Source organism: Streptomyces sp. NBC_01276 (genome assembly GCF_041435355.1).
GTDB lineage: Bacteria > Actinomycetota > Actinomycetes > Streptomycetales > Streptomycetaceae > Streptomyces.
In genome coordinates this window covers 5,993,288-6,009,919 of sequence record NZ_CP108442.1, presented here as the reverse complement: position 1 = coordinate 6,009,919, position 16,632 = coordinate 5,993,288, and the positions used below count along the sequence as shown (strand labels likewise).

The window sequence follows — 16,632 nt, the reverse complement described above, 5'->3', positions numbered from 1 at the left end:
TGACCCGTTACGTCCGGCTCCGTGCGGCGGGAACCGCCGGGCCGGGCGTGACGCGGGGCAGCAGCCGCTCCACCGGCGTGTCCAGGTGCAGTTGCAGCAGGCGGTGCGGGAAGAAGAACCCGCTGTCCGTACGGAAGAGCAGCACCCGCTCCTCCGCGGTGTGCAGGAACCGCCGGTACCGGTAAGGGGTGTGCCCCCGGTACGCCAGGACCGCCCGGATCGTCCAGTGCCGCAGGACCGCCAGGCCCCCGAACCGGAAGCCCCGCACCACGGCGAACAGGAGACCCAGCAGGGCGGCCACGAAGCCGGCCCGCCGCAGGTCGTGACCGGGCACCGCCAGGCCGATCAGCGCGATCAGGCCGAGTGCCCCCACGGCCAGCCCGGCGAACCCGTGGACCAGGGAGAAGCGCACCGTGCGGCGCACCCCCTCGTTGGGGCGCGGCCGGCGGTCCTGGAGCGAGGGCTCGAACTGGTTGCCGACGATGTAGACGAGGCCCAGCAGCGCGGCCGCGGCCGGGCCGATCCACGAGGGCTCCGGGCAGAGCAGGTGGACGACGTAACCGAGGAGGAACTCGATGGCGAGCCACATGAACAGCGACAACGCACCGCGCACGATGTGGAACTTGGTCTTCGAATAGATCATCCGATCACCCCGCCGCCAGGTCCACCGCATCTGCTCCACCGGATCGAAGACATCGGTGAAGGAGGCCTCCATCTGGGTCGCGGCGACCCACATGTAGGCGAGGGCCACCACCACGGCTCCCGGTGCCATCAGGTCGACGTGCGCCACGTAGACCAGCCAGTACACCATGACGACCATCAGGGGCCCGGTGGCCGCGACGGGGCCCGCGATGGCCCCCCGCTTCCGGTCGCCGCCGTCCTCGCCGGCCTCCGCGAACCGCTTCTCCGACTTGTACGCCGTCACGGCGCAGGTGACCGCCATGGTGGCGGCGAGGGCCGCCGCGCCGGAGACACTGGTGTGCACCACCCCGGCGCGCACCGCCGCCGCCACCCACAGGACGGGCAGCCCGAGCGCGCAGACCGACATGACCAGGTTCGGGACGATCCGCGGGAGCATCTGCTCCGTGCGCGACAGCCAGCCGAGGTCGAGGCGGTCCAGGTAGAGCACGTGCTCACCGCGCTCGGTCAGGGTCCGGGCCAGCCAGGTCAGCCAGGTCAGGGTCCGCTCGGGGGCCCCGTCCGGCCGCGGGCGCTCGCGCCGCAGGCACTCCCCCACGTAGGCGTCGAAGATCCGGCCGCGCCGTTCGGCGAGGCTGCCGGGCCGGCGCAGGTCGGTGGCGGGCCTGTTGCGGTACGTGACGCGGATGAAGCCGAGCATCATCGGCGACTGGAGCAGCGGCCAGAGGTCCGCGTCCTCCTCCAGCGCGGCGTGCACGTCCGCGAGGGCCTCCCGGTCGGCGGCGAGGAAGTCCTGGACGTCCTGCCGGCCCGGGGGCTGGATCTCGACGTAGTGCCGGGAGCGGAGGGCGAAGGCGAGACGGCGCAGGTCGGCCTCGTCCGTCCGGCAGCCGACGGCCATCCCCGGGCAGACGCGGCGCAGGCGCCGCAGTTCCGCGACGCACTTGGACCGGTCCCCCTCCGGCACCTCGTCCAGGCCGTCCAGCACCGGGAGCAGCCGGTGTTCGCTCAGCCAGGTCCGCACCAGCAGGCGGGACACGTCGCCGTACTGACGGACGATCGCCTCGGCCAGCCACTCCTCCAGGGGTTCGCCCCGGTAGGTGTCCAGGCGCAGGTAGACCGGGACCCGCAGGGGCTCTCCGTCCGCGCCGCCCTCCAGCTCCTCGACGGCCAGGCGGTGTGCGAGCCGGGCGAGTTGGGTGGTCTTGCCCATGCCCGGCTTGCCCAGCACGACCAGGTCGTCGGTTTCCTCGTAGAGCGCGCGGATGCTCGTCACGCGGGTCGGCACCGGTACGGGTTCGCTCCTGCGGGCCCTCCTGTCGCGGCGGCCGCGCCCGGCGTACTCCTCCCGGCGCGCGGTCAGGACCGCGAACCGCGGCTGGAGGTAGTGGTGGGCCTCGGCCCGCGCGAGTTCGTCGGCGGTCCTGTCCCTGACCTGCTTGACCAGCTTGCGGCGCAGGCGTCCCGCCTGTCTGTCCCGGCGGGTCCGCGCCGGCCAGGTGAACGCCATGACCACCCAGGCGACGGCGTTCCGCAGCAGCCTGCGGACGGGGTAGCGGCGGACGTCCGGGGCGGGACCGGGAGCGGACGGCGGGGCGGCCTCGGCGGGCCCCGCGGTCCCGTCCGCGTCGGCGTCCCCGACCCCGGGCAGCGGCGGAAGGGGCTCGTCCTCCTCGACGGCCGATCCGGCGCCCGCCTCCACGGCCGACTCCCGCTCGGCGACGGCCCGGTGCCACCGCGGCTCCCACTCGGCGGGGTCCCCGCTCAGCGCCGTCACCATGGACAGGAACAGGGACAGCGAGGGGGGTCTCTTGCCCGAGAAGGACTCCGAGACGTAGGACCGGCTGCAGTGGGCGGCCTCGGCCAGTGCGGTGACGGTGGGGCGTTCGGCCGGGTCCAGCCCTTCGTAGAGCTCGTCGTGGACCCGGCGCATGAGCGTCACCCAGGGCCGAATCTCCGGTGGGGCCGCCGCCGGATCGGGGCGCTGGGGCCCCCGTGGCCGAAAGCCGGCAGATGCTGCCATCAGCTCTCCTCGTTCACGAGCCGTTCATTGGCGTTCACTCGTTCACAGGTGCCGGACGTCCCTGGTCAGCGGGGGTGCGGCGGGCATAGAACGGTGGTCGGTGGGACGCGTCGGCCGGAGCCTGCGCGGCCTGTTCCGGGGCGCCAAGTCCGCCCCGGAGCACTCATATTGGCCATCGGAACGTCGCTTGTACGGCCAACCGTCAGGTCCGGAGGATTTCTTGACGGATCCGTCGGACCCCGGCGCGCGCCCCGCCACCATCCGTCGTCCGTTCGTTCGAGGAGCACGCACATGACCGTCACACGCCTTCTCGCCCCCCTCGGCGGCCTGTTGGCGGCCGGCCCGGTGGCACTGGACGGGGCCCCCTGGTGGGCGGCCGCGGCGACGGCGTTCGCCGGCCTGCTGGTCCTGCGGGCCGAGGCCCTCGTCAACGCCCGCAACGAGGCCCGCCGGGGCCTCCACGAACACCGGCTCCTGGGCGAGGTGTCCCGCCGGCAGGCGCTGGCGTACCTGCGGGAGGTCAGGCGGGACCGGTCCGACCCGGCCGCCGGTACGGGCACGGCTACGGCCGCCGGTACGGGTACGGGTGCGGGTACGGGTACGGAATCCGGTACGGGGACGGGCGCCGGTGCGGCCTAGCCGGGCCCCGTCGGGGCGCGGCGGGGGCGCCGGGGGCGCTGGGGGCGGGCGCGGCGCCGTCCCCGGACCGCCCTCAGGCGTCGCCCGCCTCCCGTGCGGCCGCGGCCAGCAGGGCGAGGACCCCGGCGAGGCGTTCCCGGGCCGCCGGGTCCGTCAGGAGGCCGTCGGCGGCGGGCTCCCCACCGCCGACGGGGACGCGGACGCAGGCCTCGTCCACGACGGCGGCGCCGGTGTAGCCGAGCACCGTCCGGAGGGTGGCCGCCGCTCCCTCGCCCCGGCCGGGCGCCGCCGCGTTCACCCAGGCGACGGGCTTGTCGCAGATCTCGGTGCCGCCGACCGTCCAGTCCAGCAGGTTCTTGAAGGAGCCGGGCAGGGTGCCCGCGTACTCCGGGGCGCAGATCAGCAGCGCCGCCGCCCCGGCGATCGCGGCGCGCAGTGCGGCCACCGGGGCGGGCAGCGGGTCGTGGTCGTCGTCGGGGTTGAAGTGCGGGAGCCCGCCGAGGCCTTCGTAGAGGACCGCCTCCATCGGCTCCGGGGCCAGCGCGGCCACCTCGCGGGCGGTGCGCAGCACACGGTCGTTGGAGGACCCGGCGCGCAGACTTCCGGACAGCAGCAGGATCACGGGGGGTGTGGGCATCCGCCCAACCTACCGACCTGCGGTGACGCGGACCCCGGGCGCCCCCGGCGGCCCCCGGACGCCCCCGCCCGAAAATTGGATCTTGCATTCCGGCGAACGGCCGAATGCGCCCTCTTGAGAATTGCGCCACGCTTTCTATAGAACGCTTGACCAGGCGTCATGTCTCGGTTGCCAATGGGGTGTGGGCGAGTAAAGTCCACGCTTGACAGCAGTGACGCACTGGTGTCATTTCCCCCCATTTCAGATGGCCTCCCCGAGGACGGTGTCGTGAACACTTCCGCAACCCCCCCGACCAGCACGGACAAGGACCGCCGGGTCCCGCTCACGCGGATCGACGCGCGCAGCGCTTCCGCCGCCGCGGCGGTCGGCCGGGTCCTCCCCTCGGAATCCGGCCGTCACGTTCAGACACCGATCTTCAACTCTGCGCTCTGACGGAGAAGTCCGCGCTCTAGACTGGTGGAATGACCGGCCTGATCGCATTCCGCGAGATCGTCCTGAAGGTTCACAGCAGATGCGATCTCGCTTGTGATCATTGCTATGTCTACGAACACGCAGATCAGAGCTGGCGAGCCCGGCCGAAAGTGATCTCCCCCGGGGTCGTTTCCCAGACCGCGTCGCGGCTCGCCGAACATGCCCGTGACCATGAACTCCCCTCCGTCACGGTGATCCTCCACGGAGGGGAACCCCTGTTGGCGGGTCCCGGCCGACTACGGCTCGTGTGCGAGGAGTTCACCCGTGCGCTCGCCGGTACGGCCGCCCTCGATCTGCGGATCCACACCAACGGCCTCCAGCTGAGCCCCCGGTACCTGGACCTCTTCGCCGAGTACGGCGTCCGGGTGGGCATCTCCCTCGACGGGGACCGCGCGGCCAACGACCGCCACCGCCGCTTCGCGGACGGCCGTACGAGCCACCCCCTGGTGCTGGCCGCGGTCGACCTGCTCCGCTCCGCGCCCTACCGCCACCTCTACCAGGGCATCCTGTGCACGGTGGACGTGGCCAACGACCCCGGCGCCGTCCTGGACGCCCTGGTCGAACTGGAGCCGCCCCGGATCGACTTCCTGCTCCCGCACGCCACCTGGCAGACCCCGCCGGTCCGGCCCGACGGCGCGCCCGACGCGTACGCGCGCTGGCTGCTGCGGGTCTTCGACCGCTGGGACCGGCTGGACCGGCCGGTGCCCGTACGGCTCTTCGAGTCCCTGCTGTCCACCCTGCGCGGCGGTCCCAGCCTGACGGAGTCCCTGGGGCTGGCCCCGACCGACCTCGTGGTCGTCGAGACCGACGGGTCCCTGGAGCAGGTCGACTCCCTCAAGACCGCCTTCGAGGGAGCCGCCGCCACCGGCTTCAACGTCTTCGACCACCCCTTCGACCTGGTCGCGGCCCATCCCGGGGTACGGGCCCGGCAACTGGGCCTGGCGGGCGTCAGCGGTACGTGCCGGCGCTGCCCCGTCGTACGTTCGTGCGGCGGCGGGCTCTACACCCACCGCTACGCGGAGCCGGGCGGCTTCGACAACCCCTCCGTGTACTGCTCCGACCTGCGCGAGCTGGTGGACGGCGTGGAGGGCCGCACCGCCGCCCGGGAGACGGCCCCGGAGCTGGCCGACGCGGGCGCGCTCGCCCGGTCGCAGGAGGAGCTGACCCGGGTCCTGCTGGCCCGGCTGCACGCCGACCTCGCGCCGGACCCCGACCGGGCGCGGGCCTGGGAGCTGCTGGCCGCGGTGGAGGCGGCCGGGCGGCCGGGCGCGGACGCGCTGGACGCCGTACTGGACCACCCGTTCACCCGGACCTGGGTGCTGGAGGCCCTGGAGGCCCTCCGGGAGGGGCGGGCGGACGGGCCCGGCGCGGCCCGCCGGCTGGCCGCGCTGGCCGCCGCGGCGGTGCTGCGGGGCGGGCTGGAGCTGCCGGCGGAGGTGACCTACCGGGACGGCGAGGTGTACCTGCCGACGCTGGGCCTGCTGCGGCTCGGGGAGCCCGGCACGGACGGGCGGGCCTCACTGCACCACACCGGCGAGGGGTACGCCGTACGGGACGGGCGCACCGAGCACCGCTTCGGCCCGGAGGCGGGGGACGCGCGCTGGCTGCCCGTACGGACCTGGTCGCCGGGGCCCGGGGCCGACCCGGTGGCCCTGGAGGACCTGGACCCGTACCGCAACTGCTTCGCCCGGCCGCCGCGGCTGCGGCTCGGCGCCGGCGAGGCGCGGGAGTGGGGCGGCCGGCTCGACGCGGCCTGGGCGCTCCTGCACCGCACCGTCCCCGTGTTCGCCCGCGCGGCGGCGGTGGGGCTGAGCACCCTGACCCCGCTGGCGGGCGGCCCGCGGGCCGGTGGCTGGGGCGAGGCCGGTCGGCACGGGCCGGGCGCGCTCGGGGTGCCGTACGGCGCCGGGGTGCGGGAGACCGCGATGGCCCTGCTGACCGGGCGGCGACGGGCCCGGTTGCGGGCGCTGACGGAGGTGGCCGACCTGTACGCGCTGGACGGGGCCTGGCAGCACCCGTCGCCGTGGCGGACCCGCCCGGTCCCCGTGTCGCGGCTGCTGGCCGACGTGCACGAGCGGGTCGCGGTGGAGGCGTACCGGCGGGCCACCACCACGCACGAGCCCGACGGGGCGGACCGCATCCACCGGGCCCTCGACCGGCTGTCGGGGGCGGCCGAGCTGACGGTGACCGGCAAGCGGCTCGTGGAGGAGCTGCGCTGGGAGCTGAAGGCGGTGGACGCGTGACGGCCCCCGGCCCCGGCCCCCGCCGGACCGACGGACCGCCCGGCCGGACCGACGGACCGCCCCGCCGGACCGACGGACCGCCCCGCCGGACCGACGGACCGCCCGGCCCGACCCACGGCCCGTCCGGCCGGAGCGGACCGCCCGGACCGCCCCCGTCCGGACCGCCCCCGCCCGAGCGGTCGTTACCGGCGGCCCCGCCCGTGGGGGCCCTCGCACTGGCCGTGCAGCTCCGCCTCCTCGGGGTGCGCCCCCGTCAGCGGCTGCTGGTGCACGCCGCCCTGCGCGGGACCGGTCTGCGCGCCGAGGCCCTGCGGGACGCCCTGCGGGGGGTGCTCGGCCCCGGCGGCACCCTGGTGGTCCCCGCCTTCACCGCCTCGAACTCCCTCACCTCCACCTCCCACCTGGCCCGGATCGCGGGCCTGGGCGAGCGGGAGGTGAAGGAGTTCCGCTCCCGCATGCCCGCCTTCGATCCGGAGCGCACGCCCAGCGAGGGCGTGGGCGTCCTGGCCGAGACGGTCCGCACCACCCCGGGGGCCGCCCGCAGCGCCCATCCGCAGACCTCCTTCGCGGCGCTCGGGGCCGACGCGCACCGGCTCTGTGCGGAACACCGGCTGGAAAGCCATCTGGGCGAGGACTCCCCCCTGGGAAAGCTGTGCTGGGAGGGAGGGCAGGTACTCATGATCAATGTGGGATTTTCCGCCTGTACCGCTTTCCATCTCGCGGAGTATCGAATTCCGAAGCCCCCCTTGCGCATGTACGACTGTGTGGTGAAGGTGAACCTGCCGGGGGGTCCGCACGGGGGAGGACGTGAGGGGGCGTGGACCTCGTACGAGGACGTCAGGCTGGACGACGGTGATTTCGCGGAGATCGGCGGGGCATTCCCCGATTCCCGGGTGCGCCGCGGCCGGGTGGGAGGGGCACCCGCCGCGCTCTTCTCGATTCCGGAGGCCGTCGATCACGCCCTGGACTGGATGACCGAAAACAGACGCTGATTGACTGAACGATGAGGGGATGTGGCGAAGCAGCTCCGGAATGATGTTTCTTCGCTCGCATCTTCGGGACGGGGGTCGTGTGCCCGCATCAGTGCAGCCGTACTTTTTTCTCAGTTATGCGCATACACCGAGGTTCGGGCCGGGAGGACCCGATCCCGACATGTGGGTGGAGCGCCTGTTCCGTGACCTCTGCAACCACATCATGGCGCTGACCGATCTGCCCGCGGGATCCGAGGCCGGCTTCATGGACCGGGAGATACGCAGCGGCGAGGGCTGGTCGGAGCGGCTCGGGGCGGCACTCGCCACCTGCCGGGTCTTCGTTCCCCTGTTCTCGCCGCGGTACTTCGCCAGTGAGATGTGCGGGAAGGAGTGGTTCGCCTTCGCGCAGCGCGCCATCCAGCACGGCGCGCTCAGCAACCAGCGGGCCGAGGCCATCGTCCCCGCCCTGTGGGTTCCCGTCCCCCCCTCACAGCTCCCGGGCCCGGCCGAACGGCTGCAGTTCAACCACAACACCTTCGGCGAACGCTACGTCACCGACGGGCTGTACGGGCTGATCAAACTCCGCGGGTACGCCGAGCAGTACGAGCAGGCCGTCTACGAGCTGGCCCGGCGGATCGTGCGGGTCGCCGAGACCGTCCGCCTCGACCCCGTCCGCCCGCTCGACTACCGGCTGGTGCCCAGCGCCTTCGGACCCGCCGGGGGGCGGCACGCCGCCGGCCCGGGCGGCGGCCCCGCCCGCACCCTGCACGTGACCGTCGCCGCCGCCTCCCGGCACGACCTGCCGGCGGGGCGCAGCCCCGAGTACTACGGGGAGAGCGCCCTGGAGTGGAACCCGTACCACCCGGTGGCCCGGATGCCGATCGCGTACGTGGCCGAGGACCTCGTCAAGAACCTCAACTACCAGACCACGATGTCCTCCTTCGACGACGAGGCCGGACACTTCGACAGCAAGCAGCCGCCCACCCGGCCGGAGATCCTGATCGTCGACCGCTGGGCGGTGGAGGACGAGCACCGGCGCCAGCGGCTCGCCGCCTTCGACCAGGAGCACCGGCCGTGGATCAACGTGGTCGTGCCGTGGAACCGGTACGACCACCAGAGCCGCGCGAAGGAGACCGAGCTGGCACGGCGGCTGGAGGAGACCCTGCCCGTCAAGATGGGCCAGGGCCGGGCCGCCTGCCGGGCCGCCGCGAACGGCGTGGCCAACATGGAGACCCTCGGGCAGATCCTGCCGCAGGTGGTCGAAGCCGCCGCCCAGCAGTTCCTCAGACACGCCCAGGTGTACCTGCCGGCCGGGAACACCCACACCGAACGCCCCCGCCTGCTGGGGCCGATGGGCATGGGCGGACCGCCCGTACCGCCTCCGGCGCCCTTCCCGCCCACCGTGCAACGCGGGCCCGACGGGGCGGACGGACCCGCCGGGGCGGACGGGTCCGACGCAGACAACGACAGCACCGACACCGACCGGGGGGACGCGGATGACAGCCAGTCGTGACAGCCGAGACGGACGCATCGTCACCTTCTATTCCTACAAGGGCGGAACCGGCCGCACGATGGCTCTGGCCAACACCGCGTGGATCCTCGCCGCCAACGGCAAGCGGGTCCTCGCCGTGGACTGGGACCTGGAGGCCCCGGGCCTGCACCGGTTCTTCCACCCCTTCCTCGATCCCTCCACGCTCGGGGCCACCACCGGGGTCATCGACCTGATCAGCGAGTACGCCTGGGCGGCCACCAGCCCCGTGCAGCGCGCCGACGACTGGCACAGGGACTACGCCCGGATCCAGCCGCACGCCGTCTCCCTCACCCCCGAGAACCTGGGCTGGGAGTTCCCCGACGGCGGCACCCTGGACTTCGTCTCGGCGGGCAGGCAGAACCGCGAGTACTCGGCGACCGTCTCCACCTTCGACTGGGACAACTTCTACGACCGGCTCGGCGGCGGCCTCTTCTTCGACGCGCTGCGGGCCGACATGAAGAAGAACTACGACTACGTCCTGATCGACAGCCGCACCGGGCTGTCCGACATCGCCGACATCTGCACCGTCCACCTGCCCGACGTCCTGGTCGACTGCTTCACCCTCTCCGACCAGTCCATCGACGGCGCCGCCTCCGTCGCCCGGCAGATCGACGAGCGGTTCAACGACCGCGGCATCAAGATCTACCCGGTCCCGATGCGGATCGACGAGGGCGAGAAGGAGAAGGCCGACGCGGGCCGCGCCCTGGCCCGGATCAAGTTCGACCGCTTCCCGAACGGCCTGGTCGGGGACGAACTCACCTCCTACTGGGGCGCGGTGGAGATCCCCTACCGGCCCTACTACGCCTACGAGGAGACCCTGGCCACCTTCGGCGACGAGGCCGGGCTCACCAACTCCCTGCTCTCCGCCTTCGAACGGCTCACCACGGTGGTCACCGGGGGCGAGGTCACCTCCATGCCGGCCATCGGCGAGGAGGTCCGGCTGCGGATCCGGGACGCCTTCACCCGCCGCCGCCCGGCACTGCCCGCCGACCTGTTCCTCTCCTACGTCGCCGAGAACCGAATGTGGGCCGACTGGATCGAGTCGGTCCTGACCCGGGCCGGCTTCCGGGTCGTCCCCCGGGACGTGTCCGCCGAGCGGGTGCCCGACGCGGCCGCCGCGGGTGCGCCCGGCGACACCCTGGGCGCGGGCATCAGCGTCGACACCGCGGCCCGGACCGTGGTGCTGCTCTCCAGCGCCTACCTGAAGTCGGCGCGGGCCGTGGACGTGTGGAACCGGGCCGCCGCCGAGGACCCGACCGGGGGCCGCCGCCAGCTGGTGCCGCTGCGGGTGGGCGACGTACGCCTGGCGACGCCCTACATCGACCGCAATCCGGTGGACCTCTTCCGCCTCGACGAGGTGCACGCGACCACCGCCCTGCTGCGGGCCGTGGAACGCCCCATGGCGCTGCCGGAGAGCGTCGCGAGCGCCTCCCAGCCCGGCCCCCGCTTCCCGGGGACGGTCCCGAAGATCTGGAACGCCCCGCCCCGCAACCCCGGCTTCACCGGGCGCAGCATCGTCCTGGAGCGGATGCGCGACCAGCTCGGCGGCGGCATGGCCGTGGTGCTGCCGCAGCCGCAGACCCTGTACGGGCTCGGCGGCGTCGGCAAGACGCAGGTGGCGCTGGAGTACGTGCACCGGTTCATGGCCGACTACGACCTGGTCTGGTGGATATCCTCCGAGCAGACCGACGACGTGGTGGCGGCCCTCGCGGAGCTGGCCGTACGCCTGGGCGCGCAGACCGGCGAGGACATGTCGGCCGCCTCCCAGGAGGCGATCGACCTGCTGCGGCGCGGGGTGCCGTCCTCGCGGTGGCTGCTGGTCTTCGACAACGCCGACGATCCCGAGACGCTCAAGCGGTTCTTCCCGCCGGGCGGCCCCGGGCACGTGCTGGTCACCTCGCGCAACCAGTCCTGGTCGCAGTACGGGGACGCGCTGCCGGTGGACGTGTTCCTGCGCGAGGAGTCCATCGAGCACCTCCAGCGCCGGGCGCCGGGGCTGACCAAGGACGACGCCGAGCAGGTGGCCGTCGCGGTGGGCGACCTGCCCCTGGCCGTCGAGCAGGCGGGCGCGTGGATCGCGGAGACGGCGACGCCGGTGTCCGAGTACCTGGAGCAGCTGGCGCAGCAGGCCGCGCGGGTGCTGGGCCTGAACCAGCCGCCCGGGTACCCGGAGCCGGTGGCGGCCACCTGGAACGTGTCGATCGAGCGGCTGCAGTCCCGCTCCCCCGCCGCCGTGCGGCTGCTGCAGCTGTGCGCCTTCTTCGCGCCGGAGCCGATCTCGGCGAACCTCCTGTACAGCAAGGAGATGATCGACGCGCTCAAGCCGTACGACTCCTCGCTCCAGGAGAAGCTGGTGCTGGGCCGGGTGATCCGGGAGATCGGCCGGTTCGCGATGGCCAAGGTCGACCAGGTCAGCAACAGCATCCAGGTGCACCGGCTGGTGCAGGCGGTGATCCGGGCGCAGCTGTCGGAGGAGGAGCAGCGCGAGGCCCGGCACGCGGTGCACCGGATCCTGGCGGGTGCGCGGCCCGATGACGACGAGCCGATAGACAACCCGGCTACCTGGCCGCGGTTCAACACGATCTGGCCGCACCTGAGCCCGTCCGAGGCGCGGTTCTGCAAGGAGCCGGAGACCCGGCGGCTGCTGATCGACCGGGTGCGCTACCTGTGGAAGCGCGGTGACTTCAAGGCCGCGTACGCGCTGGGCGAGGAACTGCGCGAGTCGTGGCGGGAGATGCTCGGCAGCGACGACCTCCAGTACCTGTACCTGCGTTTCCACCTCTCCAACATCCTGCGGTCGCAGGGCCGGTTCGTGGAGGCGAAGGAGCTGGACGAGGTCACGCTGGAGCGGCAGCGCACCGCGCTGGGTCCCTCGCACCCGCACACGTACATGACCACGAGCGGCCTGGCGATGGACCTGGGCGCGCTGGGCCGGTACGGGGAGGCGATGGAGCTGGCGACGGCGGCGCACGAGGGCTTCGGGCAGATCTTCCACGAGGCGCACCCGCGCACCCTGGCCGCCGCGAACAACCTGGCGCTGAACCTGCGGATGGTGGGGCAGTACGCGCGGGCCAGGGAGATCGACCAGGAGGTCTTCGACCGGCGCACCGAGGTGCTGGGCCCGGACCACCCGTACACCCTGTCCTCGGCGCAGAACCTGGCCCGGGACCTGCGCGAGGTGGGCCGCTACGACGATTCGGTGCAGCTGCTGAGCCGGACGTACGACATCTACAAGCGGACGCTGGGGCGGGCGTTCCCCGGCACGCTGTCGGCGGCGAAGAACCTGGCGGTGTCGCTGCGGCGGGCGGGCGAGCTGGAGGACGCGCTGCGGCTGACGACGGCCACGCGCAACCGGTACCGGGCCAAGTACACCTCGGTCAATCCGGACCTGCTGGCCTGTGAGCTGAACCTGGCCTCGGACCTGTTCGCGACGGGCGACCCGGGCGCGGCGCGGGACCTGGCGCAGGAGGTGGTGGACGAGTACATGAAGGTGCCGGGCGAGAAGCACCCGTACACCCTGGCCGCGCTCAACAACCTGGCGGTCTTCCACTGGGGCACGGGGGCGGCGGAGACGGCGGAGCCGATGCTGCGCCAGACGATCCGCAGCATGCGCGAGGTGCTGGGCGACAACCACCCGCACACGGTGTTCGCGCACCTGAACCTGGCGAACGCGCGGGCCGACCTGGGTGACCCGGAGGGTGCGCTGGAGCTGGAGCGGATCGCGGTGATGCGGCTGCGCGAGGCCCTGGGGGCACACCACCCGGAGACCCTGGCGAGCGCGTCGAACATGGCGGTCAGCCTGGACATGATGGGCCGCAAGGAGGAGGCGGCCCGGGTGCGGGCGGAGGCGGTGGCGGAGCTGACGCGCCTCCTCGGGGAGGACCACGGTCTGACCCGGTACGCCCGGGACGAGCGGCGGGTCCACCGGGACCTGGAGCCGCTCGCGGTGTGATCCGACGGAGGGCGGCGGGGGCCCCGCGGACGCGGGGTCCCGGCCGCCCGCCACCCGACATCAGGGGGGCGCTGTGACCGACAGCATGACCTTTCGCAACGAGGACCTGCCGGCCCTCTTCCACCACACCGACCAGGCGGCGGTCTCGCGGCAGCGGGAGTCCACCCAGGCGACCCGCGCGCAACTGCTGCTGCTGGTCGCGGCCGCCGGTGCCGCCGCCCTGCCGTCCGGTCCCGCCGTGGGCTCGCTGCACGTGTTCGGGGCGCTCAGCGCGCTGGCGTACGCGGGGGTGCTGGCCGTGGGCGTACGGGCGACCCGGCGGCGGGCCCGTCCGCAGTGGCAGCTCAACCGCAGCGCGGCGGAGTTCATCAAGTCCCTGGCGTGGCGCTACGCCGTGCACGGGGCGCCCTTCGGCAGCGAGGTGGCCGGGGCGGAGGGGGCGTACCGGGCGCGGCTGGAGAAGGGGCTGGACGAGCTCCGCAAGATGGGCTGGGAGGATCCGCGGACGGCGGGCCTGGTGCCGGAGGGCGGGGAGGTCACCGGGGCGATGAACCGGCTGCGCGGGATGGAGTACGCGGTGCGCCGGGAGACGTACGTGCGGGACCGGCTGATCGAGCAGCGCAACTGGTACCGGCGCAAGACGGAGGGGTCGCGGCGGGCGACGGCGCTGTGGTCGTGGACGATCGTGCTGCTGACCTGTCTGGCCCTGCTGTTCGCGCTGGCCGGGGCGTTCGGTCCGGGCTCGGGTCCGGTGCCGGCGGGGCTGCTGAGCGCGGCCGCGGCGGCGGCGATCGCCTGGAACGAGGTGCGGCGCCACCATCCGCTGATCGAGGCGCACACGCTGATCGAGCAGGACCTGGCGGCGATGATGGTCGTGATGCAGACGACGATCACGGAGTCGCAGTGGCCGTCGTCGGTGTACGAGACGGAGCGGTACGTCTCTCCGCAGCACACGGACTGGCTGGCCCGGCACAGCAGTTGAGGGGCGGGCGGGGCGTGGCTCAGTCCCGGGTCACGCCCGCGCGCCAGATGACGGTGACGGGTTTTCCGAGGGCCCGGGCGTAGGAGACGATCTCGGCCGTGCCGCCGTGCCCGCGTGCGGGGAGGCCGTCCCAGACGGCGACGAGCCGGTCGCAGGCGTCGGCGATGTAGGTGCCCGCCGCGTAGTAGGCCTCGTCGGTGGAGCGGGCGAAGGCCATGCGGACCTCCTGGGTGGCGCGGTGCTTGAGCCTGCGGTAGCCGGCGAGGGCGTCCGGGTCCTCGAAGGTGTCCTCGTAGTCCCCGCTGGGGATCACGACGGTGAGGTCGGCTCCGCATTCGAGGGCGATGTCGGCGAAGAGCTGGTCGGCGCCGTCGGCGAGGCTGGAGAGGGCCTCCAGCGGGCCCTGGTGGCCGCCGAGCACGGTGCGCAGGGCATCGCGGACGTGGCCCAGCAGCTCGTCGGGGATCGACCGGTGTCCGGTCACGCCGATGCGCTTCATGAGGGAACCTGCATGCGGAGACCTGCCTCCCCGTGGACCGGATGCCCTGGACATCCTCCCAGAAGGAGGGAGGACGTCCAGGGGGCCGACCGGGGCGCGTGGGCCGGCCGGACCGCGTGGACCGGGGGGGATCCCGCGGGTCAGTAGACGCTGACGCCGTAGGCGTTCAGCGCTTCGACGACGGGCTGGAAGAAGGTGGTTCCGCCCGAGGAGCAGTTGCCGCTGCCGCCGGAGGTGAGGCCGACCGCCCGGCTGCCGGAGTAGAGCGGGCCGCCGCTGTCGCCGGGTTCGGCGCACACGTTGGTCCTGATCATTCCGTAGACGACGTCGCCTCCGCCGTAGTTGACGGTGGCGTTGAGGCCGGTCACGGTGCCGCCGTGGACGCCGGTGGTGGAGCCGCGGCGGGTGACGGACATGCCGTTGGTGGCGTCGACGGCGCTGGTGATGTCCTGGCTGCCTACGGTGCCGGGCGGGACCGGGGAGTTGCTGGCGTACTTGATGAGGCCGTAGTCATTGGTGGGGAAGCTGGAGCCGACGGTGGATCCGATGGTGGTGGTGTGGGAGGAACTGGTCCACCAGGTGCCCGCGCCGTCGGTGCAGTGTCCGGCGGTGAGGACGTAGTAGTTGCTGCCGCTGCGGACGTTGAAGCCGAGCGAACAGCGCCAGCTCGTCGCGTAGATGGCGTCGCCGCCGGAGATCAGCTTGCGCAGCTTGCCGGGGGTGCGTTCGATGCGCAGGGCGCCGGCGTCGGGGCCGGCCTCGTGGCGGATTCTGGCCAGATCGGCCTTGGTGACCGTGGAATCGACCGTGACCACGAGGGTTCCGGTGGCGGGGTCGGTGTGCCAGGCGGTGCCCGCGACGTCGGCGCGCAGGACCGAGGCCCCGGCGGCGTCGAGGCGGGCCGCGCTGAAGCCCTCGTCGGCGGGGTGCGCGCCGGCGACGGCGGGCGTGGCGAGTCCGGCGACGGCGGCCAGGCCGGCGGCGACGGCGAGCAGGCGGATGCGGCTCATCTTCTTGTTCCTCACTTCACGTCCTCCCGGAAGGGGGTCGGGGGCCCGGCAGAGGTGGGGGGCGCCGGAGCCCGTGAGCGGCGGTGGGGTGGGGGCGGACGTACGGGTGGCCCCGCACGTTTTCGCCGTGCCCCTGACAAGTCCGCCGGATGACGCTGACGGGAGTGTCCTGGCGTCAGTCACCGGCGGCAAGGGCTCCTTTCAGCCTCCGCTCCCCCGCGGCGACCTCGAAGGGCAGCGTGTTCCCGGGTGGCGGGAAGGGGCAGACGAAGTGGTCGGCGAAGGCGCAGGGCGGGAGCAGGGCCCGGTTGAGGTCCACGGTGACGGCGCCGTCCGGCCCCGGGATCCCGGGCCGCAGGAATCGGAAGCGGTAGCTGGAGCGGCCCGACGTGGCGTCGGCGAAGACGGCCCACAGACTGCCGTCCCCCTCGTCGACGGCGACCTGGAGGGCGTGCTCCCGTCCTCCGTGGGAGAAGAGCAGCTCGCCCCCGAGGCCGAGCCCGCGGGAGCGCCCGTCGGCGTTCTCCACCTGGACGGTGTGCCGCTCGGGGTACGGGCGGAAGCGGCCCGGCAGGGCGTACGCCGGGTCGTACGCGGTGGCCTCGATGCCCCGGAAGGCGCTGCGGGCCGGGAAGTCGGGGTCGAAGACGCGGACCGCCCACTCCCCCTCGCGCAGGATCACCGCGAACCGGCGCCGCCCGGAGGCGAGCCGGGCCCGCGCCGGCGGCCCCTCGTCGGCGCCGAGGGCGGCCTCCCCGGCGAAGGGGCGGCCGTCGAGTTCGAGGCCGTCCTCGGGGGCGGCGCTCAGCGCGACCCCGGACCCGGTGGCGCGCCACTGCCCCGGAACGGCCGGAATTCGACCTTCCGGGTAGTTGCCGAGCCAGCGGGTACCGGTCAGCGCGAGGGGTCCGTAAGGGGCGGAGACGGTGGCCACGCGATGCTCGTGCCACTCCCGCCAGGCGTTGGTTTCCCGTTCGTCATCCATGCCGGACAAACCTTCCACGCGGGCCCGTGCGGGAATCCCCCGGTACCCCG

12 protein-coding genes are annotated in these 16,632 nt (G+C 73.4%); 7 read left to right on the top strand and 5 right to left on the bottom strand.

What is annotated here, in order from left to right:
- Positions 1 to 7: 7 nt before the first annotated feature.
- Complete coding sequence (locus OG295_RS27035; protein WP_371681324.1) at positions 8 to 2,572, bottom strand: NACHT domain-containing protein; 2,565 nt, start codon at positions 2,570 to 2,572, stop codon at positions 8 to 10.
- Between the two features lie 381 nt (positions 2,573 to 2,953).
- On the opposite strand from OG295_RS27035, the gene OG295_RS27030 reads away from it, so the two are divergent.
- The gene (locus OG295_RS27030; protein WP_371679235.1) at positions 2,954 to 3,301 is read left to right on the top strand and encodes a hypothetical protein; all 348 of its coding nucleotides are present in this window, start codon (positions 2,954 to 2,956) and stop codon (positions 3,299 to 3,301) included.
- 73 nt (positions 3,302 to 3,374) lie between these two features.
- Here the strand turns inward: OG295_RS27030 and OG295_RS27025 are convergent, their stop codons facing one another.
- Positions 3,375 to 3,938, bottom strand: coding sequence for an NADPH-dependent FMN reductase (locus OG295_RS27025; protein ID WP_371679234.1), 564 nt, complete (start codon positions 3,936 to 3,938; stop codon positions 3,375 to 3,377).
- Between the two features lie 267 nt (positions 3,939 to 4,205).
- On the opposite strand from OG295_RS27025, the gene fxsA reads away from it, so the two are divergent.
- From fxsA to OG295_RS26995, 6 genes are all read left to right on the top strand, one after another.
- Positions 4,206 to 4,370: an FxSxx-COOH cyclophane-containing RiPP peptide gene (gene fxsA / locus OG295_RS27020; protein ID WP_371679233.1), complete on the top strand. Its 165-nt coding sequence runs from the start codon at positions 4,206 to 4,208 to the stop codon at positions 4,368 to 4,370.
- A gap of 29 nt (positions 4,371 to 4,399) precedes the next feature.
- Positions 4,400 to 6,652 carry a radical SAM/SPASM protein FxsB, inactivated metallohydrolase extension form gene (fxsB, locus tag OG295_RS27015; protein ID WP_371679232.1) on the top strand — a complete coding sequence of 751 codons (2,253 nt, stop codon included), beginning with the start codon at positions 4,400 to 4,402 and terminating at the stop codon, positions 6,650 to 6,652.
- Between the two features lie 200 nt (positions 6,653 to 6,852).
- The gene (locus tag OG295_RS27010; RefSeq protein ID WP_371679231.1) at positions 6,853 to 7,644 is read left to right on the top strand and encodes an aminoglycoside N(3)-acetyltransferase; all 792 of its coding nucleotides are present in this window, start codon (positions 6,853 to 6,855) and stop codon (positions 7,642 to 7,644) included.
- 43 nt (positions 7,645 to 7,687) lie between these two features.
- Positions 7,688 to 9,136: a TIR-like protein FxsC gene (locus tag OG295_RS27005; RefSeq protein ID WP_371681323.1), complete on the top strand. Its 1,449-nt coding sequence runs from the start codon at positions 7,688 to 7,690 to the stop codon at positions 9,134 to 9,136.
- On the top strand, positions 9,120 to 13,106 hold the full coding sequence (fxsT, locus tag OG295_RS27000) for an FxSxx-COOH system tetratricopeptide repeat protein (protein ID WP_371679230.1): 3,987 nt from the start codon (positions 9,120 to 9,122) through the stop codon (positions 13,104 to 13,106). The genes OG295_RS27005 and fxsT overlap by 17 nt, the downstream gene beginning before the upstream one ends.
- 85 nt (positions 13,107 to 13,191) lie before the next feature.
- Positions 13,192 to 14,088: a DUF4231 domain-containing protein gene (locus OG295_RS26995; RefSeq protein ID WP_371681322.1), complete on the top strand. Its 897-nt coding sequence runs from the start codon at positions 13,192 to 13,194 to the stop codon at positions 14,086 to 14,088.
- 19 nt (positions 14,089 to 14,107) lie between these two features.
- On the opposite strand, the gene OG295_RS26990 is transcribed toward OG295_RS26995, so the two are convergent.
- The 3 genes from OG295_RS26990 to OG295_RS26980 all read right to left on the bottom strand — a co-directional run bounded on the left by OG295_RS26990 (position 14,108) and on the right by OG295_RS26980 (position 16,582).
- Positions 14,108 to 14,587 carry a hypothetical protein gene (locus OG295_RS26990; protein ID WP_371679229.1) on the bottom strand — a complete coding sequence of 160 codons (480 nt, stop codon included), beginning with the start codon at positions 14,585 to 14,587 and terminating at the stop codon, positions 14,108 to 14,110.
- Positions 14,588 to 14,727: 140 nt separating this feature from the next.
- Positions 14,728 to 15,597, bottom strand: a complete 870-nt coding sequence (locus OG295_RS26985) for a S1 family peptidase (protein ID WP_371679228.1) — start codon at positions 15,595 to 15,597, stop codon at positions 14,728 to 14,730.
- A 175-nt stretch (positions 15,598 to 15,772) separates the two neighbouring features.
- Entirely contained in the window at positions 15,773 to 16,582 is an 810-nt protein-coding gene (locus tag OG295_RS26980; RefSeq protein ID WP_371679227.1) for a DUF1684 domain-containing protein, read from the bottom strand.
- Positions 16,583 to 16,632 lie beyond the last annotated feature (50 nt).